The 24,596-nt window shown below is 67.6% G+C and carries 26 protein-coding genes; 9 read left to right on the top strand and 17 right to left on the bottom strand.

Features of this window, described 5'->3' with window-relative positions; translation table 11 throughout:
• Nucleotides 1-14: 14 nt before the first annotated feature.
• Nucleotides 15-1,067 (bottom strand): tRNA 2-selenouridine(34) synthase MnmH, encoded by a 1,053-nt coding sequence (gene mnmH, locus IE00_RS04725; RefSeq protein ID WP_072295912.1) that lies wholly within the window; start codon nucleotides 1,065-1,067, stop codon nucleotides 15-17.
• Between the two features lie 2 nt (nucleotides 1,068-1,069).
• Entirely contained in the window at nucleotides 1,070-1,645 is a 576-nt protein-coding gene (locus IE00_RS04720; protein WP_072295911.1) for a L,D-transpeptidase, read from the bottom strand.
• A 116-nt stretch (nucleotides 1,646-1,761) separates the two neighbouring features.
• Here IE00_RS04720 and IE00_RS04715 point away from each other — a divergent pair, with 116 nt between their 5' ends.
• Together IE00_RS04715 and IE00_RS04710 are read left to right on the top strand one after the other, a co-directional pair.
• A complete protein-coding gene (locus tag IE00_RS04715) occupies nucleotides 1,762-4,236 on the top strand; it encodes a heavy metal translocating P-type ATPase (RefSeq protein ID WP_371328424.1) in 2,475 nt (824 codons plus the stop codon).
• Nucleotides 4,233-4,877, top strand: a complete 645-nt coding sequence (locus IE00_RS04710; RefSeq protein WP_240493792.1) for an arylesterase — start codon at nucleotides 4,233-4,235, stop codon at nucleotides 4,875-4,877. Before IE00_RS04715 ends, IE00_RS04710 begins: the two co-directional genes overlap by 4 nt.
• A 6-nt stretch (nucleotides 4,878-4,883) precedes the next feature.
• Here IE00_RS04710 and IE00_RS04705 read toward each other — a convergent pair whose 3' ends face one another.
• The 5 genes from IE00_RS04705 to meaB all read right to left on the bottom strand — a co-directional run bounded on the left by IE00_RS04705 (nucleotide 4,884) and on the right by meaB (nucleotide 8,415).
• Complete coding sequence (locus tag IE00_RS04705; protein WP_072295910.1) at nucleotides 4,884-5,363, bottom strand: copper chaperone PCu(A)C; 480 nt, start codon at nucleotides 5,361-5,363, stop codon at nucleotides 4,884-4,886.
• Nucleotides 5,364-5,399: 36 nt separating this feature from the next.
• Nucleotides 5,400-5,741: a hypothetical protein gene (locus tag IE00_RS20040; protein ID WP_072295909.1), complete on the bottom strand. Its 342-nt coding sequence runs from the start codon at nucleotides 5,739-5,741 to the stop codon at nucleotides 5,400-5,402.
• A 115-nt stretch (nucleotides 5,742-5,856) separates the two neighbouring features.
• Complete coding sequence (gene rpmB / locus IE00_RS04695) at nucleotides 5,857-6,156, bottom strand: 50S ribosomal protein L28 (RefSeq protein WP_072295908.1); 300 nt, start codon at nucleotides 6,154-6,156, stop codon at nucleotides 5,857-5,859.
• A 143-nt stretch (nucleotides 6,157-6,299) separates the two neighbouring features.
• Entirely contained in the window at nucleotides 6,300-7,379 is a 1,080-nt protein-coding gene (locus IE00_RS04690; protein ID WP_072295907.1) for a bifunctional transcriptional activator/DNA repair enzyme AdaA, read from the bottom strand.
• A 64-nt stretch (nucleotides 7,380-7,443) separates the two neighbouring features.
• Entirely contained in the window at nucleotides 7,444-8,415 is a 972-nt protein-coding gene (gene meaB / locus IE00_RS04685; RefSeq protein ID WP_072295906.1) for a methylmalonyl Co-A mutase-associated GTPase MeaB, read from the bottom strand.
• A gap of 150 nt (nucleotides 8,416-8,565) precedes the next feature.
• Here meaB and IE00_RS04680 point away from each other — a divergent pair, with 150 nt between their 5' ends.
• The 4 genes from IE00_RS04680 (at nucleotide 8,566) to IE00_RS04665 (ending at nucleotide 11,576) form a co-directional block, all read left to right on the top strand.
• On the top strand, nucleotides 8,566-8,979 hold the full coding sequence (locus tag IE00_RS04680; protein ID WP_240493791.1) for a SoxS protein: 414 nt from the start codon (nucleotides 8,566-8,568) through the stop codon (nucleotides 8,977-8,979).
• Nucleotides 8,980-8,981: 2 nt separating this feature from the next.
• Complete coding sequence (locus IE00_RS04675) at nucleotides 8,982-9,338, top strand: helix-turn-helix transcriptional regulator (protein WP_240493790.1); 357 nt, start codon at nucleotides 8,982-8,984, stop codon at nucleotides 9,336-9,338.
• 92 nt (nucleotides 9,339-9,430) lie between these two features.
• Nucleotides 9,431-10,723 (top strand): serine--tRNA ligase, encoded by a 1,293-nt coding sequence (serS, locus tag IE00_RS04670; protein WP_072295905.1) that lies wholly within the window; start codon nucleotides 9,431-9,433, stop codon nucleotides 10,721-10,723.
• An 88-nt stretch (nucleotides 10,724-10,811) separates the two neighbouring features.
• Nucleotides 10,812-11,576 (top strand): hypothetical protein, encoded by a 765-nt coding sequence (locus IE00_RS04665; RefSeq protein WP_072295904.1) that lies wholly within the window; start codon nucleotides 10,812-10,814, stop codon nucleotides 11,574-11,576.
• A 39-nt stretch (nucleotides 11,577-11,615) separates the two neighbouring features.
• On the opposite strand, the gene der is transcribed toward IE00_RS04665, so the two are convergent.
• From der to IE00_RS04620, 9 genes are all read right to left on the bottom strand, one after another.
• Nucleotides 11,616-13,106, bottom strand: a complete 1,491-nt coding sequence (gene der, locus IE00_RS04660; protein WP_072295903.1) for a ribosome biogenesis GTPase Der — start codon at nucleotides 13,104-13,106, stop codon at nucleotides 11,616-11,618.
• Complete coding sequence (locus tag IE00_RS04655; protein WP_072295902.1) at nucleotides 13,103-14,428, bottom strand: PQQ-binding-like beta-propeller repeat protein; 1,326 nt, start codon at nucleotides 14,426-14,428, stop codon at nucleotides 13,103-13,105. Before IE00_RS04655 ends, der begins: the two co-directional genes overlap by 4 nt.
• Before the next feature lie 40 nt (nucleotides 14,429-14,468).
• Nucleotides 14,469-15,140: a tetratricopeptide repeat protein gene (locus IE00_RS04650; protein ID WP_072295901.1), complete on the bottom strand. Its 672-nt coding sequence runs from the start codon at nucleotides 15,138-15,140 to the stop codon at nucleotides 14,469-14,471.
• A gap of 173 nt (nucleotides 15,141-15,313) precedes the next feature.
• Nucleotides 15,314-15,913 (bottom strand): superoxide dismutase, encoded by a 600-nt coding sequence (locus tag IE00_RS04645; RefSeq protein ID WP_072295900.1) that lies wholly within the window; start codon nucleotides 15,911-15,913, stop codon nucleotides 15,314-15,316.
• 98 nt (nucleotides 15,914-16,011) lie between these two features.
• The gene (locus IE00_RS04640) at nucleotides 16,012-16,530 is read right to left on the bottom strand and encodes a sarcosine oxidase subunit gamma (RefSeq protein WP_072295899.1); all 519 of its coding nucleotides are present in this window, start codon (nucleotides 16,528-16,530) and stop codon (nucleotides 16,012-16,014) included.
• Nucleotides 16,523-19,453, bottom strand: coding sequence for a sarcosine oxidase subunit alpha family protein (locus IE00_RS04635; RefSeq protein ID WP_072295898.1), 2,931 nt, complete (start codon nucleotides 19,451-19,453; stop codon nucleotides 16,523-16,525). The genes IE00_RS04640 and IE00_RS04635 overlap by 8 nt, the downstream gene beginning before the upstream one ends.
• Nucleotides 19,454-19,786 (bottom strand): sarcosine oxidase subunit delta, encoded by a 333-nt coding sequence (locus tag IE00_RS04630; protein WP_072295897.1) that lies wholly within the window; start codon nucleotides 19,784-19,786, stop codon nucleotides 19,454-19,456.
• 123 nt (nucleotides 19,787-19,909) lie between these two features.
• Nucleotides 19,910-20,152 carry a hypothetical protein gene (locus tag IE00_RS04625; protein WP_072295896.1) on the bottom strand — a complete coding sequence of 81 codons (243 nt, stop codon included), beginning with the start codon at nucleotides 20,150-20,152 and terminating at the stop codon, nucleotides 19,910-19,912.
• A 91-nt stretch (nucleotides 20,153-20,243) separates the two neighbouring features.
• On the bottom strand, nucleotides 20,244-21,509 hold the full coding sequence (locus IE00_RS04620) for a sarcosine oxidase subunit beta family protein (RefSeq protein ID WP_083554074.1): 1,266 nt from the start codon (nucleotides 21,507-21,509) through the stop codon (nucleotides 20,244-20,246).
• A 191-nt stretch (nucleotides 21,510-21,700) separates the two neighbouring features.
• Between IE00_RS04620 and ccmI the strand changes: the two genes are divergently transcribed.
• The 3 genes from ccmI to IE00_RS04605 all read left to right on the top strand — a co-directional run bounded on the left by ccmI (nucleotide 21,701) and on the right by IE00_RS04605 (nucleotide 23,651).
• The gene (ccmI, locus tag IE00_RS04615; RefSeq protein WP_083554051.1) at nucleotides 21,701-22,933 is read left to right on the top strand and encodes a c-type cytochrome biogenesis protein CcmI; all 1,233 of its coding nucleotides are present in this window, start codon (nucleotides 21,701-21,703) and stop codon (nucleotides 22,931-22,933) included.
• Nucleotides 22,930-23,400 (top strand): Holliday junction resolvase RuvX, encoded by a 471-nt coding sequence (gene ruvX / locus IE00_RS04610; RefSeq protein WP_072295893.1) that lies wholly within the window; start codon nucleotides 22,930-22,932, stop codon nucleotides 23,398-23,400. Before ccmI ends, ruvX begins: the two co-directional genes overlap by 4 nt.
• A gap of 77 nt (nucleotides 23,401-23,477) precedes the next feature.
• Nucleotides 23,478-23,651 (top strand): DUF1289 domain-containing protein, encoded by a 174-nt coding sequence (locus IE00_RS04605; protein ID WP_072295892.1) that lies wholly within the window; start codon nucleotides 23,478-23,480, stop codon nucleotides 23,649-23,651.
• On the opposite strand, the gene IE00_RS04600 is transcribed toward IE00_RS04605, so the two are convergent.
• Nucleotides 23,648-24,586: a DnaJ C-terminal domain-containing protein gene (locus IE00_RS04600; protein WP_072295991.1), complete on the bottom strand. Its 939-nt coding sequence runs from the start codon at nucleotides 24,584-24,586 to the stop codon at nucleotides 23,648-23,650. The genes IE00_RS04605 and IE00_RS04600 overlap by 4 nt on opposite strands.
• Between the last annotated feature and the right edge of the window lie 10 nt (nucleotides 24,587-24,596).

Genomic DNA, 24,596 nt, shown 5'->3' with positions numbered 1-24,596 from the left:
CCGGCGGCACCCCGTCAGCCCGGCATCCGGGCCAAGGCGTCTTCGACCGCCCCGGTTGCTGCCTCCAGATCCGTCAGGTCGGCTAAGCTGACCGCATGCCCCGTGCCGTCGTCGTGACGCGCACGGTGCTTGTCATAGCGGGGGTCGTAATGGTCGCGCAGCAGACCTTCGGACAGGGCCTGCCATTGCCGGGCCTGAAGAAGCCCGCGCCAGGTCTCGATCCGTTCGGCGGGATGCAGCGGCGTCAGCAGATCCAGGATATGGCCCACGCGGTCCGGGTCCTCGACCATGTCGTCATAGCTGTGAGCGGTGAAGGCCGCGCGGGCCCCGACCGGCACATGCATCTGCAGGCGGGGCGCGGCGCAGATGGCCTGCCACATGGCCTTGGGGACTGTGATCGCGCCGATACGGCTGCTTTCGGCCTCGATCAGGACGGGGCGCGCGGGGTCCAGCGATTCCAGCGCGATGGCCAGCCTGCCCTCGAACATCTTCTGGCTGGGCTGGCCGCCGGGCATGGCACCGAACAGGCTGCCCCGATGATTGGCCATGCCTTCCAGGTCGATGACCTGATGGCCGCGGGTCGCCAGGCGGTTCAGGATCTCGGTCTTGGCACTGCCGGTATTGCCGTCCAGCACGATGACGCGCGACGCGATGGGCCCGTTCTGCACGCGGTCGACCACCAGGCGACGCCAGGATTTGTAGCCCCCTTCGACGCGGCTGACCCGCCAGCCGATCTGGGCCAGGATGGTCGCGAAACTGCCCGAACGCTGACCGCCCCGCCAGCAATAGACCAGGGGCCGCCAGCCGCCCGGCTTGTCGGCCAGCGCCCCCGCGATATGGCGCGCGACATTGGCCGACACCAGCGCCGCGCCGATCTTGCGCGCATCAAAGGGCGAAACCTGCTTGTAGATCGTGCCCACGCGTTCGCGTTCGGCATCGTCCAGCACCGGCAGGTTGATGGCGCCGGGCAGGTGATCCTCGGCGAATTCGGCGGGTGCCCGCACGTCGATGATGTCGTCGAACCCCTCGAGCGAGGGGCCCGCGACCCTGTCCAGCGTCAGCGTCAAGTTCAGAAGACGTAGACGGGCGTGCCGACCGGCACCTGGTTGAACAGGCTGATCACGGCCTCGTTGCGCATCCGCAGGCAGCCGTTCGACACGGCCGTGCCGATCGAGCCGGGCTGCGTCGTGCCGTGGATGCGGATGGCCGTATCCTGGCCCTGCGCGTTGTACAGATACAGTGCCCGTGCCCCAAGCGGGTTCTGCGGACCACCGGGCATGCCGTCCTCGTATTGCTTGTAGGCGGCGGGGTTGCGTTCGATCATGTCCTGCGTCGGGCGCCAGCTGGGCCATTCGACCTTGCGGCCGATGGTGGCCTTGCCCTTCCAGACCAGCTCATCCTTGCCGACGGCCACGCCATAGCGGATCGCCCGACCCGGCGCGATGACGTGATAGAGGAAGAAGTCCTTGCTGACGACGACGATGCTGCCGACCTCGAAATCGTCGCGGATGGCGACTTCGGTGGGAATATAGGGGTCGGTCGCAGGCTTGGTCGCGACGGGGGCCTTGGGTGCGGCCTGAGCCATCACCAGCGACGGCGCGGCGATCAGCGGCAGGGCCAGCGAAATCAACTGACGGCGGTTCATGGCGGTATTCCTCGTCCGGTGGTTTTGGTCTGGATACAGGCAAAACGCCTGTTGCCGCAACTGATGACCGCATCACGGGTCAGGGATGGCTTGATCATGCGGCACAAACTTCACACATGAAGATGGTGGGTCACCCCCTGCGCCGCAACCCCGCCGCCCTGATGAACCATCCGAAAGCGACCGCCGACATGACAGCCCTTCTGGACCTGCCCGTTCCGGGCATGAACTGTGCATCCTGCGCGGGCCGCATCGAACGCGCCCTGTCCGCCCTGCCCGGCATCAGCGATCTTTCGGTCAATCCCGCCACCAGGCGCGCCCGGATGCAGACCCATGACCTTCCCTTGGCCCGGATCACCGAGGCACTGGACAAGGCCGGGTATCCCGCCCAGCTGACCACCACCCGCCTGCAGGTTCAGGGTATGAGCTGCGCGTCCTGCCAGGGGCGCGTCCAGCGCGGGCTGGCGCAGGCCCCGCAGGTCGCCTCGGCGCAGGTGAACGTGGCCACCGGGCAGGCGCAGGTGGTCCATGCCCCGAATCTGGAACCCCGGGCCGTGGCGCGGCTGGTCAGCGAACTGGGCTATTCCGCGTCGGTCATCACCGATGGGACGCAAAAAGCCGCCATTCCCGACGAAGCCGCCGTCCTGCGCCGCGATTTCCTGATCGCGCTGGCGCTGACGCTGCCGCTGTTCATCGTCGAAATGGGCGGCCATCTTGTTCCCGCCTTTCACGGCTGGCTGCACGGCATGGTGCCCATGCAGGCGCTGTGGGTCGGGCAGATGCTGCTGGCGCTGGCGGTGCTGGCGGGTCCGGGGCGGCGGTTCTTCAGGACCGGGTTCAGGGCGCTGTCGCGCGCGGCGCCCGAAATGAACAGCCTGGTTGCCCTGGGTTCGGGGGCGGCGTTTCTGTATTCGGCTGTGGTCACGCTGGCGCCCGCGCTGGTGCCGGACCCATCGCGACACGTCTATTTCGAAGCCGCCGCCGTCATCGTCACCCTGATCCTGATGGGCCGTTGGCTGGAGGCCCGCGCCAAGGGCCAGGCCGGTGCCGCCATCCGACAGCTGATGGATCTGGCCCCCGACACCGCCACCCTGCTGCGCGATGGCAGGCAGATCGTCCTGCCCATCGACCAGGTCCAGGTGGGCGACCTGCTGCTGTTGTCGCCGGGCCAGCGCGTTCCCTTGGACGGCATTATCACCGAAGGGGCGGGTCGCATCGACGAATCGATGCTGACGGGCGAACCGGCCCCCGTCGCCAAGATCACGGGCGACACGGTGACCGGCGGCACCGTGAACGGCAGCGCCGCCATGACCCTCCGCGTGACCGCCACGGGGGGCGACACCGTCCTGTCGCGGATCGTCACCCTGGTCGAAGGGGCTCAGAATGCCCGTCTGCCCGTGCAGGCGCTGGTCGACAAGGTGACCCGTGTCTTCGTGCCCTGCATCATCGCGCTGTCGATCCTGACGCTGATCCTGTGGCTGGTCTTCGGTCCGGGACTGGCGCAGGCGGTCGTGGCGGCGGTGGCGGTGCTGATCATCGCCTGCCCCTGCGCGATGGGGCTGGCGGTGCCGATGTCGATCCTGGTGGGGACAGGCCGCGGGGCGCAGCTGGGCGTGCTGTTCCGCCAGGGTGACGCGCTGCAAAAGCTGGCAACGGCTCGGATCGTCGGCTTTGACAAGACCGGCACCCTGACCTTGGGCCATCCGACCCTGACGGGAACCTGGACCGCCGGGATCGAGGCCGTCCAGGCCCTGCGCCTGATCGCCGCCGCCGAGGCCCGGTCCGAACATCCCCTGGCCGCCGCTTTTTTGACTGCCGCCACAGGTCAGGACCTGCCCGCCGCGCAGGCAGTCACTGCCATCGCGGGCCAGGGCCTGCGGGCGCGGGTAGAGGACCAGGACCTGCTGATCGGCAACCTGGCAGCGCTGGACGCGGCCGGGATCGCACCCGATCCGACGCTGATAACCCACGCGACCGGGGCCGCCGATCAGGGGGCAACGCCCGTTCACCTGGCCATCGACGGCACGCATCGCGCCAGCTTCGCGGTCATGGACGCCGCCCGTCCGCAATCGGCCAAGGCCATCGCCGATCTGCACGCCTTGGGCATCACGACCGTGATGCTGTCTGGCGACACGCCCGCGACCGCCCGCGCCATGGGGACCAGCCTGGGCATCGACGACGCCCGCGGCGGCCTGTCGCCCGAAGACAAGCTGACCCTGATCCGCGACATGGGCGATGACAGCGTCTTCGTCGGCGACGGGATCAACGATGCCCCGGCCCTGGCCGCCGCCCGCACGGGCATCGCCATCGGCACGGGCACCGACATCGCCATCGAAACCGCCGACGCCGTGCTGATGTCGGGCGATCCGGGTGGTGTGGCGCGTGCCATCGCGCTGTCGCGGGCCGTGATGCGCAACATCCGCCAGAACCTGTTCTGGGCCTTTGCCTATAATGTCGCGCTGGTGCCGGTTGCAATGGGCGTGCTGGTGCCCTTTGGTGGACCGCAGATGTCGCCGATGCTGGGGGCGGGGGCGATGGCGCTGTCCTCGGTCTTCGTGGTCGGCAACGCCCTGCGCTTGAGGAAGGCCGGATGACGCTGAACAGACGTGAAATGCTGGCCATGGTGGCGGCACTGGCTGCCGCAGGGCCTGCGCGGGCCCAGGGCCTGCCCAGGCTGCTGTGCCTGGGCGACAGCCTGACCGCCGGCTATGGCCTGCCCCGCGACCAGGGGCTGGTGCCACAATTGTCGCAATACCTGCAAGCGGCGGGACAGCCCGCACAGCTGATCAATGCGGGGATTTCGGGGGATACGACCTATGGGGGGCGGGTGCGGATCGGGCTGTCGATCCGGCGCAACGCCCCCGATGCCGTCATTGTCGAGCTGGGCGGCAACGACATGCTGCGCAAGTTCGACCCGCTGAAATCCGAACAGAACCTGGACGCCATCCTGTCCGAAGCCCGCGCCGGGGACCGCCCCGTGCTGCTGGTCGGCATCCATGCCCCAGCGGGCCAGGCCGATTGGCGGCTGGCATGGACTCAGATCTGGGCGCGGCTGGCCAATCGGCATGGGGCGCTGCTGTTGCAGGATCTTTATGCGCCGCTGGCGGATCTGCCGCCAGACCAGCGCGGTCCCTTCCTGCAGGGCGACGGGGTCCACCCGTCTGCCCTAGGGGTGCAGCGGATCGTCCAGCATCTGGGTCCGGCGGCCGCGCAGCTGGTGGCGCAGACCGCCTGAGGCCCGTCAGTGGCCGGCGTGGTCGCCGCCCTGGCCCATCTGGCCCATATCATGGCCCGCATCGGCGCGGGCGTTATCCACGACGGCGGTGGCTTCCTCGCGCCCGCAATCGCCGAAATCCAGCGTCAGCGCGACCTGGTCGCCATCCGACAGCTTGCGCGTCAGGCCCAGCAGCATGACGTGATCGCCGCCGCGCTCCAGCGCGTGGGTTTGCTGGGCGGGGACCTGAATGCCGCCTTCGATGCGGCCCATCTTCATGATGCCATCTTCCTGGGTGTGACTATGCAGTTCCACCCGTTCGGCCACGTCCGATTCGACGCCTTGCAGCGTGCAGGCCACGTCGCGGTGATTCTCCAGCGTCATGAAGATCGCGCCCGTCATGGGATTGGCGCTGCGGGCATAGGCGTCTTCGACATGCATGCCGTCATGGGCCAGGGCGGCAAAGGGCATGGCGACCGCAACGGCGGTCAGGATCAGGGTTTTCATCGGATTCTTCCTTGGAAAATTGTCAGGGTCGGTGAATCACGCGACCCCTGCCGGTGGGTCGCGGACCCGCCACGCCCGCCCCGGAACGGGAATGGCCACCCGCACCTGAACTGCCTGAAAACCCCCGACCTGTGCCACCCGCAGCGGCAGAACCGGCGCCGCGCCGCCGATCGCGGCCATCAGGGACAGCGCCATGTCGGGGCACAGATGCGCCCGGTCCTCTCCGCCCGGCAGGCGGGTCACCACGACGCCATGCCCGGTGCACAGGACGATCTGATCACCCTGACGCACCACGCCACGCGCCGCGCCCAGCCCGATGCCGGTCAGCATCAGGGTCAGAATCAGCGCAAGGCCGGCAAGGCGCGAAGGCAAGGACATGGGCGCGACCCTAGGCGAAGACCGCCGGGAAATCAGCAGGAAATCGGACATGCAAAAGCCCCGCGCAAGGGCGGGGCTGTGCGTTCGGAAACCCCAAGGGGGCTTGCCGGTCGAATCAGGCGGACAGGACTGCCGCGCCGTCCAGCTTGGCGATCTCGCGCTTGATCTTCAGCGCGCGGTCCGACAGCTCGGTGTCCTTGGCTTTTGCCAGGAAGGCGTCCAGACCACCGCGGTGATCGACCGAACGCAGGGCTGCGGCCGAGATGCGCAGCGAATAGCCGCGGCCCAGCACTTCCGACGTCAGCGTGACGTCGTTCAGGTTCGGCAAGAACCGGCGACGGGTGCGGTTCTTGGCATGGCTGACATTGTTACCGGTCATCGGGCCTTTGCCGGTCAGTTCGCAGACGCGCGACATGGTGTGTTCCTTTGTCTCAACTACGCGGGCGTTCCCGGCAAGGGGTCCGTCCCAATATGAAAGGGCGCCGCGAGGCAGCGCCCGGAATTCCGTTTGCGGGTGGTTACAGCGACACGAGGGGGTCCGTCAACCCTTATCGGGCCTTATCGGGCCTTATCGGGCGAAATCCCCGCCAAATCGCGGTATCCGGCCTCCAGCGCGATCAGCTTTTCCTTGCGCCACAGCCCGCCCGCATAGCCGGTCAGGGTGCCGTCGGCGCCGATGACGCGGTGGCAGGGCACGACCAGCGCCAGACGGTTCGCGCCATTGGCCCCCGCCACGGCCCGCACGGCACTGGGCTGGCCGATCGCCGCGGCCAGCTGGGCATAGCTGCGCGTCTGGCCTGCCGGAATCGCCTGCAATTCCTGCCAGACGCGCGTCTGGAACGCCGTGCCCGCCAGCCGCACCGGCACCTGCAACCGACCTGCGCGGCCCGCAAAGTAATCCTGCAGCGCGGCCTCGGTCATGTCGGTGATGCCCGTCCGCCCAAGACCGATGCGTCCGCCCGTCATCACGGACAGGCGGCGCAGCCCCGCGGGCAGCGCCTTGCGGTCCACGAATTCCAGCAGGTGCAGCGCTTGGGTATCGGCGATGGCGATCATGCCCCCCAGGGGCGTGTCCAGCCAATCGGCCCGCAGATCGGCATCCGAGGTCATCCGATGCGGCGGATGGCCGAAAAGCTGAACAAAGGCGCGCCGGAACCCCGAAGCCGAATCAAATCCCGAATCCAGTTGCGCGTCGATCATGCGTCCTCCTTGGTTCAACCGGCCCATGCCCTGGCGCAGCCGCGCGGCCCGCGCCATCTGCAGGAAGCTTTGCCCGAAATGCTGGCGGAACAGCCGCCTGACGGTCGAGGGGTCCAGCCCCATCCGCGTCAGGCACCCCTCGGACCAGCGGTGATCTGGGTCTTGCGCCAGCGCTTGCGTCAACCGGGCGATCACCGGATGCGCATCGGCCTGCGCGCCCTGCGGCCGGCAGCGCAGGCAGGCGCGGAACCCGGCCTGCATCGCCGCCTGCGCGCTGTCGAACCAGCGGCAGTTCCGCGCCAGGGGCTTGCGCGCCGGACAGGTCAGTCGGCAAAAGATCCCGGTGGATGTCACGCCCACCAGCGCCACCCCCTCGTATGCGGGATCGCGCGCCACAAGGGCGGCATAAAGACGGTCATGGTCTGGCAAATCACGCATGGGCTTTCCCTTCGCCTGTCAGTCTAGCCGATTCGCCGGACGGGCGGGGCGCGAAATCGGGCAGTTATTGCGACGGCCCGTCCAGCCAGTCCAGCACCTGCTGCGCGGCAAGTGCGGCGGGCAGCTGGCCTTTGGCGACCTGCCCGCCCAGATCCTCGATGCGGGCCTTGACCTCGGGGCGGTCCAGACGGGCCATCAGCCCGGCGCGCAGTTCGGCCCAGAACCAGTGGCGGGCCTGTTCGGCGCGGTTGCGGTCGAAATGGCCGTGCTGCCTGCGCCAATCGGCCAGTTGCCGCATCTGATCCCAGGCTTCGGGCAGGCCCAGGCCCGTGGCGGCCGATACAGGCATCGCCCTGGGAAAACCCTCGGGGTCCTGGGGGCGCTTGCGCAACAGCCGCAGCGCGCCCGCGTAATCCGCGACGGTCCGGCGCGCCGGCGACATCAGGTCGCCATCGGCCTTGTTGACCAGCACCAGGTCGGCCATTTCCATGATGCCGCGCTTGACGCCCTGCAATTCGTCGCCCCCCGCAGGCGCCAGCAGCAGGATGAACAGATCGGACATATCCGCTACCAGGGTTTCGGATTGGCCGACGCCGACGGTCTCGATCACGATGATGTCATAGCCGGCGGCTTCGCAGAGGCGGACGGCCTCTCGCGTGCGGCGCGCGACGCCGCCCAGCTGGGTGTTCGAGGGCGAGGGCCGGATAAAGGCGCGCGGGTTGCGGGCCAGATGCTCCATCCGGGTCTTGTCGCCCAGGATCGAGCCGCCGGACCGCGCCGAGGACGGGTCCACCGCCAGCACCGCGACGCTGTTCCCCTGATCGGTCAGATTCGTGCCAAACGCCTCGATGAACGTGGATTTTCCGACGCCGGGGGTGCCCGACAGCCCGATGCGCAGCGCCTGGCGGTCCGGCAGCCGGGCGATCAGATCCTGCGCCGCGCGGCGATGATCGGGGCGGGTGGATTCCACCAGCGTGATCGCCCGCGACAGGGCGCGGCGGTCGCCATTGATCAATGGCTGCAGAAGGTCGTCCATCAAGCCCCCGGTCGGATGTCGCAATGCCCCCGGCAATCTGGACCAGCCCTTCCGGGCGGGCAATCCCCCCCGGCCAACCTGCATGCAATCCTTGTCATGCCTTGGTGCAGTCCATAGCTTTGGTCAATGCCCAGAAAAAAGGAGCCGCCAATGTCCACAGTTTCCCGGCGCAAGACACTGGCGATCATGGCGGCCGCGATGATGCCCGGTGCGGTCCAGGCGGGCCAGACCGGCCTGAACTGGAACAGGCAATCGCTGCGCCTGATGATGGTCTCCGAAGCGGGATGCGAATTCTGCCGCGCCTGGCGTGCCCAGATCGCGCCCGGTTTCGACCGGTCGCGTCCCGGTGTCGCCGCTCCCCTGTTCGAGGTCGACATGAACGGCCCCTATCCCGACGGCCTGGCGCTGGCGGGCCGCCCCCGCGTCACGCCCAGCTTCATCCTGCTGGATCGCGGCGTCGAGACGGGCCGCATCGAGGGATATGTGGGTGCGCGCGATTTTTATCCCGTGCTGGAACGGATGATGACTCGCGCGGGTGCAGCCGTCCCCCGCATGGGGGCGTGAGGATGGCCAGACCGTCACAGGCCGAAGCGCCCGACAGGGCGATCGGGGACACCCGCGCCGATGCCGTCGCCCGCGACATGCCCGCCCGCGCGGCCGAGGCCAGTGCGCTGATGAAGGCCCTGGCGCATGAAGGCCGCATGATGATCCTGTGCCACCTGTCCGAAGGCGAAAAGACCGTGAGCCAGCTGGAACAGCTGCTGGGCCAGCGTCAGGCCGCCGTCAGTCAGCAGTTGGCGCGTTTGCGGGCGGAAAACCTGGTCGCCTCGCGCCGTGACGGCAAGGCGCGTCTTTACAGCGTATCCGACCCGCGTGCCGCCGAGGTCGTGGCGTTGCTCTATCGGTTGTTCTGCCCGGATTGATCGGCTTTGCGGTCCGGCCGCACAGGCAGGCTTTTGTCGGCACGCGCCTTGCGCTAGTCAGGCAGCGATCAATTTCCGCGAAGGTGGCCGACATGCATGATATCCGTGCGATCCGAGAAAACCCCGAAGCGTTCGAAGCGGCGCTGAACAAGCGCGGCCTCGAAGGGCTGACCTCGCAGATCCTGTCGCTGGACAGCGAACGCCGCGCGCGCATCAACGCCGCCGAGACCGCCCAGGCCGACCAGAACAAGGCCAGCAAGGAGGTCGGCGCCGCCAAGGCCCGCGGCGACGAGGACGAGTTCCAGCGCCTGCGCGGATTGGTGGCCGAAAAGAAGGCCGACATCGCCCGGATGCAGGCCGAGGCCGATGATCTGGACGGCCAGCTGCGCGACCTGCTGCTGGGCATCCCGAACCTGCCCCTGGACAGCGTGCCGATCGGCCGCGACGAGGACGATAATGTCGAACTGCGCCGTTGGGGCACGCCCCCCGCGCTGGATTTCAAGCCGGTCGAGCATTTCGAGATCGCGGGCGTCGTGCCCGGCATGGATTTCAAGACCGGCGCGAAACTCTCGGGCAGCCGCTTCGTCGTGCTGAAGGGCGCCGTCGCCCGCCTGCATCGCGCGCTGGCGCAGTTCATGCTGGATCTGCACGTGACCCGACACGGGCTGGAGGAAACCTGGACCCCCGTCCTGGTACTGGAAGACATGATGACGGGCACCGGACAGCTGCCGAAATTCGGCGAGGACAGCTACAAGACCCGCGAAGGATACTGGCTGATCCCCACCTCCGAGGTGACGCTGACCAACACGGTCAACGGCGATCTGATGGATCAGTCCGCCCTGCCCCGCCGCATGGTCGCCCACAGCCAGTGCTTCCGTTCCGAGGCGGGCAGCGCGGGCCGCGACACCACCGGCATGCTGCGCCAGCACCAGTTCGAGAAGGTCGAGATGGTGTCGATCACCGATGCCGAAACGGGCCTGGCCGAACATGACCGCATGACCCGCTGCGCCGAAGCCGTGCTGGAGGCGCTGGAGCTGCCCTATCGCACCATGATCCTGTGCACGGGCGACATGGGCGCGGGTGCGCGCATCACCCACGACCTGGAGGTCTGGCTGCCCGGTCAGGACCGCTATCGCGAAATCAGCAGCGTCAGCTATTGCGGGGATTATCAGGGCCGCCGCATGAATGCGCGCTATCGCCCGGAAACCGGGGGCAAGACCGAATTCGTCCATACGCTGAACGGATCGGGCCTGGCCGTCGGTCGCGCCCTGATCGCGGTTCTGGAAAACGGTCAGCGGGCCGATGGATCGGTGGTCCTGCCCGCCGCCCTGCACCCCTATCTGGCGGGCGCCACCACGCTGGATGCCGAAGGCCGGCTGGTCTGATCCAGCCCGAGAATGCTGCCGCGCAGAATAACGTGCGGCAGCCCCCTTCTTTGTCGCAACTGGTCCACGCCCGGCGGCGTTGACGAGGATGCAACGCATTGGCCCCCTCATCCAGCTGGCCTTCTCGATGATCCTCGTGATCTCGGGGCTGGCCTTCACCGACAAGGCGGCGCCGCTGCCCTTGTTGGTTCTGGACAGCCCGCGGTCCTCGGGTCCGCTGTTGCCGCCGCCGCTGCAGATCGACCCGGATGTCGCGCTGATCATCCCGCAGATGTATCTGGACCCGGTCAACATCCTGATGTGGGGCCTGCTGATCGTCGTCTGGGGGGTGCTGCTGCTGGACGGGGTCGGTCAGATCATCGACCCCTCCGACAGCAGCGGCGCACGGCAGGCCCATGGCCCCATCTGGCCGCTGATCAGCGCCGCGATGGCCGTGGCCGCCGCTTGGCCTTGGGTCTTTGGCCATACGCCCGAACTGATGTTGATCGGGACCGGGACGACGACCGTGCTGGCCACTGCCGCCGCGCGCCGGTCGGCAGGCCGCGACCGGCCCGCCATCAGCTTTTTCGCAGGCTGGACCACGGCGGTCTTTTCGGCCGCGCTGGCCGGGTTCGCCTCGGCACGCTTTGGTCTGCCCGTGCAGGCGCTCTCGGCGCTGGCCATCCTGCCCGGAGCGGCCATCGGCATGGCGGCCCAGATGTGGATCGGTCCCAGCATCGGCTATTGCAGCGCGATGATCTGGGCCTTTTGCGCCTTCGCCATCACCACCATGGGCAGCGACCCCGTCGTGGCGCTGGCGGCGGTCCTGGGCATTTCCGCCATGGCGACCGTGCTGGTCCGCGCCGCCAGCTGATCCCCGCATGAAAAGGGGGGCGCGATGCCCCCCTTTTCCTCAACTGCCCTTGGGCTTTTGTCGGACCTTGTGCTTGGACAGGGCACCCGACTGGCTGGTCTTGGCCTTGGCGGCCTTGGCCTTGAAGGGGTTGTCGCCCCCCTGATCGCGGAAGAAGATCCGGATCGGCGTTCCCGGCATGTCGAAATCGGTCCGCAGCCCGTTCACCAGATAGCGTTGATAGCTGGTCGGGATCTTGTCGGTATGCGTCGCCTTGACGACAAAGGCGGGCGGACGGGTCTTGACCTGCGTCATGTAGCGCAGGCGAATGCGACGGCCACCCGGCGCGGGGGGCGGGTGGCTCTCGATCATGGCGCCCAGCCACTGGTTCAGGCGCGCGGTGGATACGCGGCGGTTCCAGACCTCATGCGCCTTGACGACCGCATTGTGCAGCCGGTCCAGTCCCTTGCCGGTACGGGCCGACACCGTGACAAGCGGCGCACCCTTCAGCTGCGGCAGCAGCTTTTCGAAGTTCTGGCGCAGCTCGTTCAGCTTGTGCGGCTTGTCCTCTTCCAGGTCCCACTTGTTCGCGGCGACGACCACGGCACGGCCTTCGGTTTCCGCGAAATCGGCGATGCGTAGGTCCTGCTGTTCGAAGGGGATGTCCACATCCAGCAGCACGACGACCACTTCGGCAAAGCGCACGGCGCGCAGGCCGTCGGCCACCGACAGCTTTTCGACCTTGTCCGTCACCTTGGCGCGCTTGCGCATGCCGGCGGTGTCGAAGATCCGCATGGGCGTGCCCATGAAATTCGTGGTGACGCTGATGGAATCGCGGGTGATCCCGGCTTCGGGGCCGGTCAGAAGGCGGTCTTCACCGATGATCTTGTTGATCAGCGTGGACTTGCCCGCGTTCGGTCGCCCGATGACGGCCATCTGCAGCGGGCGGCTCTCGGACGGGCGCCATTCATCCTCGCCCTCGCCGGATTCGGCATCCTCTTCGGACAGCTCGATATCGACGGTGGCCTCGATGGGGGCCGGACGGGCGGCCTCGATCTGATCGGCCAGGGGCATCAGGACGCCATAGAGATCGTCCATCCCCTCCCCATGCTCGGCCGAGATGCGCAGCGGTTCGCCAAGGCCAAGCGCATAGGCTTCCATCGCGCCCGCCTCGCCCGCCTTGCCCTCGGACTTGTTGGCGGCGACGATGACGTGCTTGGCACGACGGCGCAGGATTTCGGCGAAATATTCGTCCGCGGCGGTGACGCCGATGCGGGCATCGACGACGAACAGGCAGATATCGGCCTCGTCGACGGCGCGTTCGGTCAGGCGGCGCATGCGCCCTTGCAGGCTGTCATCCTCGGCCATTTCCAGACCGGCACTGTCGATGACGATGAAGCGCAGGTCGCCCAGACGCCCCGCGCCTTCGCGCAGGTCGCGGGTCACGCCCGGCTGGTCATCGACCAATGCCAGCTTCTTGCCGACCAAGCGGTTGAACAGGGTGGATTTGCCCACATTGGGCCTGCCGACGATGGCGAGTGTGAATGTCATTTCAACGCATGCAACTGGCCGTTGCGTGCAACGACATAAAGGGTTTGACCGGCGACGACGGGGGCGGAGGCGGCGCCTCCGGGGATCTCTCCCTGACCGACCAGCGCACCGGAGGCGGGATCGAAGGCACGCAACATGCCATCACTGGAGGCGACATACAACCGCCCACCTGCAAGGACCGGCCCGTAATGTGCGTGGATGGCGTTCTGCTTCCTGACGCGCTCGGTGGTGAAATAGGGCATGGCCTGGCGCCAGATGACCCCGCCCGTGGCGGCATCAAGGCGCACCAGCTCGGCCTGTTCGTTCACGGCAAAGACCGATCCGCCCGCCACGACAACGGGGCTGTTGGCCCCTTCGCGCGCCGACCAGATCTGCTGGCCCGTCGCCATTTCGGTCGCCTCGATCCGCCCGGACGACGTGCCTGCATAGACCAGCCCCCCCGAGATCACCGGATCGCCGGTCACGTCGCGGATGACCGCGATGGCGCGCCCGATGCGGGTCCCGGCAATCTGGGCGGCCCAGTTGGTCAGCCCGGTCTGGCGATCCACCGCCAGCATCTGCCCCGAGGAGAACGGAAAGACCACCGTGTCGCCCTGGACGGCGGGCACCGAGACGCCCATCACGCCCGAGCCGGACGGGGTGCCGGATGTCTGCCACATGACCTTGCCGTCGCTGGCGCGCACGGCCCAACCCACGGAATTCTGCGCGGCGACATAGACCATGCCGTCCTGCACGGCCGGTCCGCCGCTGATGGGGGCATCGACGCGCTGGCGCCACTGAACGGCGCCCGTCGCCGCGTCCAGCGCGACAAGTTCGCCGAAACCGGTGGTGACGAAGATCCGCCCGCCCTCATAGGCAAGCCCGCCCCCCGAGGCGCTGTCGGGGTTTTCCAGCGCCGGCGTCACGTCCGTGGACCAGGCCTGACCGCCGTTCAGCGCGGTCGCCGTCACGCGGGCGCGGCTGTCCAGCGTGAAGACGCGACCGGCGGCCACGACCGGATCGGCGGTGATGCGGTGACGGCGGTTGTCGCCCTGTCCGATCGGGGCCGACCAGATGCGGGTCGTGCCCGCGCCCAGCTGCACATGGCCGGGCGCATGGGCGGCATTGCCGCCGCGATGCGTCCATTCGGCATTGGTGACCGGGGCCGCCAGCGACAGCGCGGTGCCGGACACGCCCGGTGCGCCTTCGACCGCGGGGCCATCGGGCGACATGACGGCCAGCGGGTCCAGCCGCTGCCCGGGCAGGACCTCGTCGCGGTCGCCACAAGCGGCAAGTCCAAGTCCAGCGGCAATCGCCAAGGTCAGTCGCAGCGTGGCGGTCATCCTCGCCTCTCCCCTCGTCCAGTCATCCTGCCGTGCCCGGTCACTTCGGGGCGGCCATCGCATCATTCGGTTCGGGCTCGATGCCCAGGGCGATCATCATCTCGGACAGACGGCGACGCAAGCTTTCGCTGAGGCCGTCCTTCTGCTGGATCTGGCGGATCAGGGTGATCGCATCCTCGGACCGCCCGGCGCCGATCAGGGCCACGGCCTTCTGTTCCAGCGCCAGCAGTTCAAAGGGCGCACCGGCGCGCGACAGGCGCGTCAGCATCGCGTCGCGCTCGGACGGGTCCATGTCCTGGCCTTCCAGCATCACCAGCTTCAGCTGGGCCAGATCGCGCAGCGTGGTGCCAACCTCTTCGTCGCCGGCCACGTCGCGCAGCGCGTCGGCAGCCTTGGCGCTGTCATCAGCCTGCAGATAGGCATTCGCGGCCAGCAGGTCGGCCAGCCCCTTGCGACCGGCCGAACCGGCCGGATCGATGGTGCGGATGGCCTCGGGGTCCTGATCCTCGACGGCGGCCAGAACGGCATCACCCCAGCTTTGCGCCGCTGCGCGGTCGCGCGACTGGCTGTATTCCCGCCAGGCGGCCCCCCCCACGATCAGCAGGATCGCAAGGATGCCGATCCAGCCGTAACGCCGAAAGGCACCATAGAGCTTGTCCCGGCGCAGTTCGTCGGTGACCTCGTCGATGAAGCTGTCGTTCTGGTTGGCCATGCCCGCCTTCACCCGATTTGTTCTGTCGTTGCAACGGTCTTATACCGCGACACGGGGAAAAGCCAATGCCGCCGCGCGGCCCCGTCAATCACGCCTGCGCGTCCCATGCAAAAGGGCCCGCCAATGACATGGCGGGCCCCTGCGTCACATGGCGCATCACATGGTGGCGGGGATCAGAGGCGCGAGGCCACGTTGTCCCAGTTCACCAGGTTGTTCAGGAAGTTTTCCAGATATTTCGGACGCGCATTGCGGAAATCGATGTAATAGGAATGCTCCCACACGTCGCAGCCCAGCAGGGCGGTCTGGCCGAAGCACAGCGGGTTCACGCCGTTTTCGGTCTTGGTGATCTCCAGCTTGCCATCGGCATTCTTGACCAGCCAGGCCCAGCCCGAACCGAACTGCGCGCCACCGGCTTCCGCGAATTTCTTCTTGAACTCCTCGACCGAGCCGAAGCTGTCCTTGATCGCGGTTTCCAGTTCGGCAGGCATCGGGCCGGGGTTCGGACCCATCATTTCCCAGAACTGGCTGTGGTTCCAGTGCTGGCTGGCATTGTTGAAGATGCCGTTCTGGGCGACGGCGTCCTTCTGATAGGTGCCCTTGACGATGTCCTCCAGCGACTTGCCTTCCCACTCGGTCCCGGCAACCAGCTCGTTCAGCTTGGTGACATAGGCGTTGTGGTGCTTGTCGTGGTGGTATTCCAGCGTCTCACGCGACATGCCCGCGGATTCCAGGGCGTCGTGGGCATAGGGAAGATCAGGAAGGGTAAAAGCCATTTCGCTGTCCTTTCAAAAGGTTTCGGTCTGCGATCGCGGCGCACGGTCGCGCATTCGCAGGGTCAACGCAAGGGTGCTTTGCCAGTTCCGGCGCCTGTTCAGCGGGGCGCCAGCTGGCTGCCGGGAATGGCGGCGTTCTGCAGGATCAGCCCCAGGTAATCGGCGGTCGATCGAAAGCCGATGACGCGGAATCCGCCGCCCTGACGCCAGATGGCGGCAGCGGTCTGGGCGGCACGGGTGCGGCGCAGATGTCCCTGGGGCATGGCCGCCGCATCGACGGGGGCCAGCTTGGCGATGACATCGGCGGCATGGGGTCCCGATACGTCGAAGACCGCGCGGGCATTCGACATGTCGACGACCAGCGCATGTTCGCCGGTCAGCGCCTGTTCCAGTGCCTGTTTCGCCTCGGCGACCTCTGATGCGGGCAGGATCAGCAGCAACTCGTCGGGGGACATCCATCCCAGGGCGCGACTGCCGTCACCGGTAATGCCGGTGACATCGGGGATCGCCAGGCCCGCGACCTCGGCGATGGCATCGCCCGCGCGGTCCAGGTCGGCCCGGATGGTGATCATGCCAAGCCCGGTCTGGCGGGTGACGGTGGCCATGGGATCAGCCATTCAAGCGGCCTCCTTCCTTGTCAAAGAACACCGGATCGACGATCCGCGCCTGCATCACCTCGCCCGAGGGCATGGGGAAATCCAGCACCTGCCCCATGCGGGCGGGACCGTGCCTGACCAGCCCCATCGCGATGGGCTTGCCCAAGGTCGGCGAATGATAGCTGGAGGTGACGCGCCCCTGCACCCGGCGCTGGCCGTTGGCATTGACGCCTTCGTCCACCGCATAGGCACCGTCGGGCAGCACGTTGTCGTCCAGGCTCTCCAGCCCGACCAGCTTCCAGCGGTTGCCGTCGGTCATGTGGCTGCGGCGTTGGGCGCGCTTGCCGATATAGTCGGCCTTCTTCTTCGAGATCGCCCAGTCCAGCCCCAGATCCTGCGGGATCACCGTGCCGTCGGTTTCGTCGCCGATCATGATGAAGCCCTTTTCGGCCCGCATGATATGCATCGCCTCGGTGCCATAGGGGGTGATGTTCAGGTCGTGGCCGGAATTGTGCAGCTCTTCCCACAGCTCGGGTCCCCGGTTGGCAGGCACCGCGATCTCATAGCTGAGTTCGCCCGAGAAACTGATGCGGAAGACGCGCGCGGGGATGCCCGCGATGTCGCCCTGCACCCAGGTCATGAAGGGCAGCGCGTCCTGGCTGAAATCGATGCTGCCCGGCAGGCGGTCCAGCAATTCGCGTGCCTTGGGACCGGCCACCGCGATCTGGGCATATTCCTCGGTCACGTTGGCGGTATAGACCTTCCAGTCCCACCATTCGCATTGCAGCCAATCCTCCATGTGCCCATGGATGCGGTCGGCCCCGCCGGTGGTGGTGTGGCACAGCCAGGTATCCTCGGACAGGCGTGCCACGACGCCGTCATCCATCAGGAAGCCGTTTTCGCTGCACATCAGCCCGTATCGGCATTTCCCGACCGCCAGCGTTGACATCATGTTGGTATACAGCAGGTCCATGAACCGCCCCGCATCCGGTCCCTTGACGATGATCTTGCCCAGGGTGGATGCATCCAGCGTGCCGACGCCGTTGCGCACGGCCATGATCTCGCGGTGGACGGCGGCGTGGCGATCCTCGGTGCCGCGCAGATAGGCATAGGCGCGGCGCCAGTGACCCACGGGCTCCCAGGATGCGCCGTGGCGTTCGTGCCAGTCATGCATCGGCGTCTTGCGCAGGGGCTGGAAGGCATCGCCCTTGGCCTCGGCGGCGATGGTGGCCAGGGTCAGGGGCGTATAGGGCGGGCGGAAGGTCGTGGTGCCGGTGGCCTGGATGGGCTGGTTCAATGCCCCCGACAGGACGGCCAACCCGTTGATGTTGGACAGCTTGCCCTGATCCGTCGCCATTCCCAGCGTGGTATAGCGCTTGGTATGTTCGACCGATGCATAGCCTTCGCGGGCGGCCAGTTCGACATCGGTGACCTTCACGTCGTTCTGGAAATCCAGCCACATCTTGGCGCGCAGCTTGTAGGGAGCCTTGGCGGGCATCACCCAGACGGGCTGCGTCGCGCCCTCGGTCCGTTCCAGGTCGCCCGCACAGCGCAGATCGCCATTGGCCGATCCCAGGGCGGTCACGTTGCCGGTGCCGTCCGCCCCCAGGGGCGGTCGGTCCGCATCGGGGCGGAACATGGCCTGCGCCTCGTCCCAGATCAGCTTGCCGCCGCAATGGGACCACAGATGCACGACCGGCGACCAGCCGCCGGACATGGCCACCGCGTCGCATTCGATGGTCTGCTTCGGCGCCCCTTCGCCCGACTGGTCGCAGATCGCCACGGCCTCGACATGGCGCGTGCCCTTGACCTTGGCGATGGCGCTGCCGGTCAGGACCGTGATCCCGGCCTGGCGCGCGGCATCGGGCAGATCGCCGGTGGCCTGCGGACGCGCGTCGATGATGGCCGGAACCTCCAACCCCGCAGCCACCGCCGTCAGTGCCGTGCGATAGGCATCGTCGTTGTTGGTCACGACCACGATCCGCCGCCCCGGCGCCACGCCGTAATCGGCGATGAAGTCGCGCATGGCGGATGCCAGCATCACCCCCGGCACGTCGTTGCAGGCAAAGGACAGCGGGCGTTCCAGCGCGCCGGTGGCGGTGATGACGTGACCGGCCCGGATGCGCCACAGCCGCTGGCGCGGCAGGCCCGCATTCGGGTCGTGATCGGCCAGAGCCTCGCGGGCGATCAGATAGCCGTGATCGTAAAGCCCCGTCGCCATGGTGTTGCGGCGCAGGGTGACGTTGTCGCGCCCGCGCAGATCGGCCAGCAGGGCGTCGATCGCGGCCTGACCGCCATCGTGGTCGGTCGGCGTGCGCCCGCCCCAATGGGCCGTCTGTTCCAGGACCAGCACCCGGTCGCCCGCATCGGCGGCGTCCCGCGCCGCCGTCAGCCCCGCAATGCCGCCGCCCACCACGACAGTTTCGGCAAAGCCATAGGCCTGTTCATAGCGGTCGGGATCGGGGTCGGTCGGCGCGCGGCCCAGGCCCGCGCTGCGGCGGATGATGGGCTCGAAGACATGCTTCCAAAAGGGGCGTGGGTGGATGAAGGTCTTGTAATAGAAGCCCGCCGGCAGGAAGGGCGCCAGCCAGTTGTTCACCGACCCGACATCCGCGTCTAGGCTGGGCCAGCAGTTCTGGCTGCGCAGCACCATGCCATTGGCCAGCGCCGTCGTCGTGGCACGCTGGTTCGGTTCGAACCGGCCACCCTGGCCCAGCCCGAACAGGGCGTTGGGCTCCTCGGCCCCCGAGGCAAGCGGGCCGCGCGGGCGGTGATACTTGAAGGACCGGCCCATCAGCATCTGGCCATTGGCCAGCAACGCCGAGGCCAGCGTGTCGCCCGTCAGACCGCGCAGATGGCGGCCGTCAAAGCGGAAGGGGACCTGAAACGCCCGGTCGATCAGGCGGCCGCCCGAAGGCAGGCGGAAGGGGGGCACATGGGTCATTTATCGGGTCGTCCAGTCGGGGTTCCAATCGGGGCGGGCCTGGCGGATCGCCGCCACGATATCGGCCGGCGGATGCGGGGTCTGCGCCTTGTAGGTTCCAAAGACCTGCAGCGTCGCGGTGCAGCGCGCGGCCAGGAACCACTTGCCGCAGCCATAGACATGACGCCAGCGTTCGAAATGAACGCCCTTGGCGTTCTTGCGGGCAAACAGATAGCCCTCGAACTCCTCATCGGTGCCTTGCGGGCCGACGCGGGTCAGATGCGCCTCGCCTCCGGGGTGCAGTTCGGTTTCCTCGGCAGAGATGCCGCAATAGGGGCAGGTCAGCGTCAGCATCGGGTGATCCTTGCAAGGGCCGGGGCCGGATATGCGAACGCGCCGCAACGGATGAACCGTGCGGCGCGCGTCTTGGACGATATAAAGGATGCGCCGGTCAGGCCGCGGGCGGCCTGAGGGGCATCAGTTTGCGGGCGCGGGTTCGGCCGGTTCCGCAGGTGCGGTTTCGACCGGTGCCGTCTCGACGGGCGCAGTTTCCGCGGGGGCATCGGGTTCCGCGTCGATGGTGACATTCGTATCGCCGCCGCCATCGGCAGGCGCGACATCGACGCCGTCTCCGCCCGACATGAAGAAGAACAGGAAGGCCACGACGACGACGATCGCGCCGACGATGAAATACAGTCCGTTGTTGTTGCGGTCAGCCATGGCAATGCCTCTTGGTCAGATCTGTTGTGATCCACCAATTCGCAGCCCGCCCGGTAAGTTCCCGCCCCCCATCGCATCGGCGCAACCATGCCTAATGCGCCACGCCGGCTGCGACGGATTCGTCGATGAACCGCCCCTCGCGGAAGCGGTTCAGCCCGAAGGCGGCGGCCAGCGGACCGGGGCTGCCCTTGGCGACCAGTTCGGCCATGGCCCAACCCGAACCGGGGATCGCCTTGAAGCCCCCGGTGCCCCAGCCGCAATTAACGAAGATGCCGCCCACGGGGGTGGTGGACAGGATGGGTGAACGGTCGCCCGTCATGTCCACGATACCGCCCCACTGGCGCAGCATCTTCAGGCGCGACAGCATCGGGAAAGTCTCGACCAGGGCGCGGACGGTTTCCTCGACATGCTGCCAGCTGCCGCGTTGGGTGAAATTGTTGAACCCGTCGGTGCCGCCACCGATCACCATTTCCCCCTTGTCGGATTGCGACAGGTATCCGTGGACGGTGTTGGCCATCACGACCACATCCATGCAGCGCTTGATCGGCTCGCTGACCAGTGCCTGCAGGGCGACGCTTTCGATGGGCAGGCGGAAGCCCGCCATTTCCGCAAGCTGGCTGGAATGACCGGCCACCACCATCGCCAGCTTGTCGCAGCCGATGCGGCCCTTGCTGGTGTTGACGGCGCGGACCTGCCCGCCCTCGGTCTCGACCCCCGTCACCTCGCAGTTCTGGATGATGTGCATGCCCATGTCCGAACAGGCGCGCGCATAGCCCCAGGCCACGGCATCATGGCGCGCCGTGCCGCCCCGCGCCTGATACAGTCCACCCAGGACCGGGTAACGCGGCCCGTCGATATTGATGATCGGCACCAGCTCCTTCAGGCGCTGCGGATCGACCCATTCGGTCGAAACACCCTGCAGGTTGTTGGCATAGACGGTGCGCTTGTAGCCCCGGATCTCATGTTCGGTCTGGGCCAGCATGATCAGCCCGCGCGGGCTGAACATGACGTTGTAGTTCAGGTCCTGCGACAGGCCTTCGTACAGCTTCAGCGCCTTGTCATAGATCGCCGCAGACGGGTCCTGCAGATAGTTCGACCTGATGATGGTGGTGTTGCGCCCGGTGTTACCGCCGCCCAGCCAGCCTTTTTCGATGATGGCGACATCGGTGATGCCGAAATTCTTGCCAAGGTAGTAGGCGGTGGCAAGGCCATGCCCCCCCGCCCCCACGATCACCACCTTGTAGCGGTCGCGCGGCACGGGGCTGGCCCATGCGCGGGTCCAGCCGGAATGCTGGCGCAAGGCCTGCCTGGCGATGGCAAAGACGGAATAGCGACCGGAACGGGGGGCGTCGGGCATGATGGATTCCACGGGTTGTGCTGGCGCCAGCATGGCCGCGATTTGCCTCCGATCTCAAGGCGTCATGCGGCAGATCACGGCAAAATGCGACATGCGACGTTCTGACGGTCACTTCCGCGCGCGTGCCCCCTTTGCAGTGCTTTCGATTCCCGCCGAACCCCGCTAGGGAAGAAGCCCAACGGAGGATGCCGATGTTCTGGATTCTGGCTGCGGCCCTGACTGCGATTGTTGCCCTTGCCATTCTGGCGCCGATCCGGCGGGGACGGGCGGATGGCAGGGCCGAGCCTGCCGCCGCCTATGACCTGCGCGTCTATCGCGACCAGCTGTCGGAGGTCGAGAACGACCTGGAACGCGGCGTGATCCAGCCCGAGGATGCCCAACGGCTGCGCGCCGAGATCGGCCGCAAGGTGCTGGATGCCGACCGGCGCATGTCGCAGGCGCGTCCCGCGGCCACATCTGCAGGCATGATGGGTGCGGGTCTGGCGGTCGCGGTCATGGCGGCCGGTGCGGTCGCGCTCTATCTGCGCGAAGGGGTGCCGGGGGCCGCCGACATGCCGATGGGCGAACGCCTGGCCGCCGCCGATCAGGCCTATCGCGGCCGCCCCAGCCAGGACCAGGCCGTGGCGCAGGCGCCCGCCATGCCCGTCCCGGACCTCTCGGGCGCCGATCCCGAATTCCTGACCATGATCGAGCAGCTGCGCGAGGCCGTGGCCCGCAATCCCGACGACCAGACGGGACTTGCCCTTCTGGCCACGAACGAGATGCGCCTTGGCAACCTGACCGCCGCGCTGAAGGCCCAGCAGCACCTGGTCGAACTGCGCGGCGATCAGGCCGATGCGGTGCAGCTGATGCAGCTGGCCACGCTGATGATCAATGCCGCAGGCGGCGTCATCACTCCGCAATCCGAAGCCCTGCTGGCCCGCGCCGTGGAACAGGACCCGGACCAGCCGCAGGCCCGTTATCTGCAGGGTGTGCTGCTGATCCAGAACGGACGCCCGGACCGCGCCTTTCCGATCTGGCGCGACCTGCTGCAGGAAAGCCCCGAGGATGCGCCCTGGATGCCCACCATCCGCAACGCGATCGAGGAACTGGCATGGCTGGCGGGGCAGCCCGATTACCAGCCGCCCGCCGCCACCGCCGCCCTGCCCAGCCCCGACGACGATGCCATCGCCGCCGCCGGCGACATGACCGATCAGGAACGCCAGCAGATGGTCGGCTCGATGGTCGAGGGGTTGCAGCAGCGCCTTGCCAGCCAGGGCGGTACGCCCCAGGAATGGGCCCGCCTGATCGGCGCGCTGTCGGTTCTGGGGCGCGACGACCAGGCCGCGTCGATCCTGTCCGAAGCACGCGGCCATTTCGCCGACAGCCCCGAAGCGCTGGCCATCATCGACGAGGCCGCAGCAACCGCAGGAATGACCGAATGATCTTCGAAGACATCACCGACATGGCCGCCGCCCTGCCCGCCATGGGCGCGCTGGCGGGGCTGGACCTGGGGACCAAGACCATCGGCGTGGCGGTCAGCGACGGCATGCGGCAGGTCGCCTCGCCCATCACCACCATCCGGCGCGAAAAGTTCACCCTGGACGCCGCGGCCCTGCTGAAGATCGCCGCCGAACGCGGCCTGACCGGGCTGATCCTGGGCCTGCCGCGCAACATGGATGGCAGCGAAGGCCCCCGCGCCCAATCCACGCGCGCCTTCGCCCGCAACCTGTCGCGCCTGACCGACCTGCCAATCGGCTATTGGGATGAACGCCTGTCCACGGTCGCCGCCGAACGCGCCTTGCTGGAGGGCGACACTTCGCGCAAGCGCCGCGCCGAAGTCATCGACCAGGTCGCGGCCGGCTATATCCTGCAAGGCGCGTTGGACCGGCTGAATTATCTCGCCCGTTAGGGCGCGCAGGGCCAAGCGGCAGCGTCCGGGACGGGCTTGCCCGTCCCGTCCCCCCTTCACCAGACAAGACGGTTCAGATGACACTCAGCCCCTGCATCCAGATCTGCCAGATCGACACCGACCAGGACCTCTGCATCGGATGCTTCCGCACGCTTGGGGAGATCGCAGCTTGGGGTGCCATGTCGGATGCGGCGCGCCGGGCCGTCATGGCCCGGTTGCCGGAACGCGAACGCCGGTACGACCAGCCCTAGCTGCCCATGCCCTTGCGCGGATCATAGGCGTGGCTTTCCCGCCATTTCTGCGCAAAGGCCTCCAGCTCGGGATCGATTTTCGGCGGCATGGCGATGCGCAACTCGACATGCTGGTCGCCCCCCTTCACGCCCCGCCCCCGCAAGCGCAGCTTCTGCCCCGAGGTCGCGCCCTTGGGGATCGTCAGGTTCACCGGCCCGTCGATCGTGGGGGCCGCGACCTTGGCGCCCAGGATCGCCTCGTCCAGGCTGATGGGCAGGGTCAGCAGGATGTCGTCGCCGTCGCGCCGGAAGAACGGATGTTCGGCGATCGAGACCTCCAGATAGGCGTCGCCCGGCCCGCCCCGGCCGATGCCAGGTTCGCCCTTGCCGCGCAGGCGGATGGTCTGGCCCTCGCGGACGCCTTGGGGAACCGCGACCTCCAGCGTGCCGCCCGCCGGCAGGGTGATCCGCGTGCGGCCGCCCTTGGCAGCGGTCAGGAAATCGACCCGCAGCGCCAGACGCAGATCCTGTCCGCGCTGGTCACCACGCCCGCCGAAACCGCCAAAGCCACCGAAACCGCCCCGGGGCTGCTGGCGCTGGCCAAACAGGTCGGCAAAGACATCCGCCAGGTCGGGGTCCTGCGCATGTCCGCCGAAACCGCTGCCGCCAAAGCCTCCACCGAAGGGATTGCCGCCCCCCGGCTGCTGGCGCCATTGCCGCGCCGTCGCCCGTTCCTGACCCGAAGCGTCGATTTCGCCCGCATCGAACCGCTTGCGCTGTTCGGGGTCCTTCAGCAGGTCATAGGCCGCCGAGGCCGCCGAAAAGCGGGCCGCGGCGGCGGGGTCGGCATTCAGGTCCGGGTGGTCGGTCTTGGCGATCCGACGATAGGCTTTCTTGATCTCGTCGGCGGTCGCGCCGCGGGATACGCCAAGTGCTTCGTAGGGATCGCCTGCCATGTCCGGCCTT

It is taken from the genome of Paracoccus sp. SM22M-07, assembly GCF_001887735.1.
Taxonomy (GTDB): Bacteria; Pseudomonadota; Alphaproteobacteria; order Rhodobacterales; family Rhodobacteraceae; genus Paracoccus.
This window is presented reverse-complemented; position numbering and strand designations above follow the sequence as displayed.

Excerpts from the sequence above, each read along its gene's own strand:
- meaB (WP_072295906.1), bottom strand. The coding sequence starts at position 8,415 with ATGGACGACCTTCTGCAGCCATTGATCAATGGCGACCGCCGCGCCCTG.
- IE00_RS04705 (WP_072295910.1), bottom strand. The coding sequence starts at position 5,363 with ATGAAAACCCTGATCCTGACCGCCGTTGCGGTCGCCATGCCCTTTGCC.
- IE00_RS20040 (WP_072295909.1), bottom strand. The coding sequence starts at position 5,741 with ATGTCCTTGCCTTCGCGCCTTGCCGGCCTTGCGCTGATTCTGACCCTG.
- IE00_RS04720 (WP_072295911.1), bottom strand. The coding sequence starts at position 1,645 with ATGAACCGCCGTCAGTTGATTTCGCTGGCCCTGCCGCTGATCGCCGCG.
- IE00_RS04665 (WP_072295904.1), top strand. The coding sequence starts at position 10,812 with ATGCAACGCATTGGCCCCCTCATCCAGCTGGCCTTCTCGATGATCCTC.
- IE00_RS04675 (WP_240493790.1), top strand. The coding sequence starts at position 8,982 with ATGGCCAGACCGTCACAGGCCGAAGCGCCCGACAGGGCGATCGGGGAC.
- IE00_RS04645 (WP_072295900.1), bottom strand. The coding sequence starts at position 15,913 with ATGGCTTTTACCCTTCCTGATCTTCCCTATGCCCACGACGCCCTGGAA.
- IE00_RS04655 (WP_072295902.1), bottom strand. The coding sequence starts at position 14,428 with ATGACCGCCACGCTGCGACTGACCTTGGCGATTGCCGCTGGACTTGGA.
- IE00_RS04625 (WP_072295896.1), bottom strand. The coding sequence starts at position 20,152 with ATGGCTGACCGCAACAACAACGGACTGTATTTCATCGTCGGCGCGATC.
- IE00_RS04635 (WP_072295898.1), bottom strand. The coding sequence starts at position 19,453 with ATGACCCATGTGCCCCCCTTCCGCCTGCCTTCGGGCGGCCGCCTGATC.
- rpmB (WP_072295908.1), bottom strand. The coding sequence starts at position 6,156 with ATGTCGCGCGTCTGCGAACTGACCGGCAAAGGCCCGATGACCGGTAAC.
- serS (WP_072295905.1), top strand. The coding sequence starts at position 9,431 with ATGCATGATATCCGTGCGATCCGAGAAAACCCCGAAGCGTTCGAAGCG.
- der (WP_072295903.1), bottom strand. The coding sequence starts at position 13,106 with ATGACATTCACACTCGCCATCGTCGGCAGGCCCAATGTGGGCAAATCC.
- ruvX (WP_072295893.1), top strand. The coding sequence starts at position 22,930 with ATGATCTTCGAAGACATCACCGACATGGCCGCCGCCCTGCCCGCCATG.
- ccmI (WP_083554051.1), top strand. The coding sequence starts at position 21,701 with ATGTTCTGGATTCTGGCTGCGGCCCTGACTGCGATTGTTGCCCTTGCC.
- IE00_RS04600 (WP_072295991.1), bottom strand. The coding sequence starts at position 24,586 with ATGGCAGGCGATCCCTACGAAGCACTTGGCGTATCCCGCGGCGCGACC.
- IE00_RS04680 (WP_240493791.1), top strand. The coding sequence starts at position 8,566 with ATGTCCACAGTTTCCCGGCGCAAGACACTGGCGATCATGGCGGCCGCG.
- IE00_RS04690 (WP_072295907.1), bottom strand. The coding sequence starts at position 7,379 with ATGCGTGATTTGCCAGACCATGACCGTCTTTATGCCGCCCTTGTGGCG.
- IE00_RS04630 (WP_072295897.1), bottom strand. The coding sequence starts at position 19,786 with ATGCTGACGCTGACCTGCCCCTATTGCGGCATCTCTGCCGAGGAAACC.
- IE00_RS04640 (WP_072295899.1), bottom strand. The coding sequence starts at position 16,530 with ATGGCTGATCCCATGGCCACCGTCACCCGCCAGACCGGGCTTGGCATG.
- IE00_RS04710 (WP_240493792.1), top strand. The coding sequence starts at position 4,233 with ATGACGCTGAACAGACGTGAAATGCTGGCCATGGTGGCGGCACTGGCT.
- IE00_RS04715 (WP_371328424.1), top strand. The coding sequence starts at position 1,762 with ATGAAGATGGTGGGTCACCCCCTGCGCCGCAACCCCGCCGCCCTGATG.
- IE00_RS04650 (WP_072295901.1), bottom strand. The coding sequence starts at position 15,140 with ATGGCCAACCAGAACGACAGCTTCATCGACGAGGTCACCGACGAACTG.
- IE00_RS04620 (WP_083554074.1), bottom strand. The coding sequence starts at position 21,509 with ATGCCCGACGCCCCCCGTTCCGGTCGCTATTCCGTCTTTGCCATCGCC.
- IE00_RS04605 (WP_072295892.1), top strand. The coding sequence starts at position 23,478 with ATGACACTCAGCCCCTGCATCCAGATCTGCCAGATCGACACCGACCAG.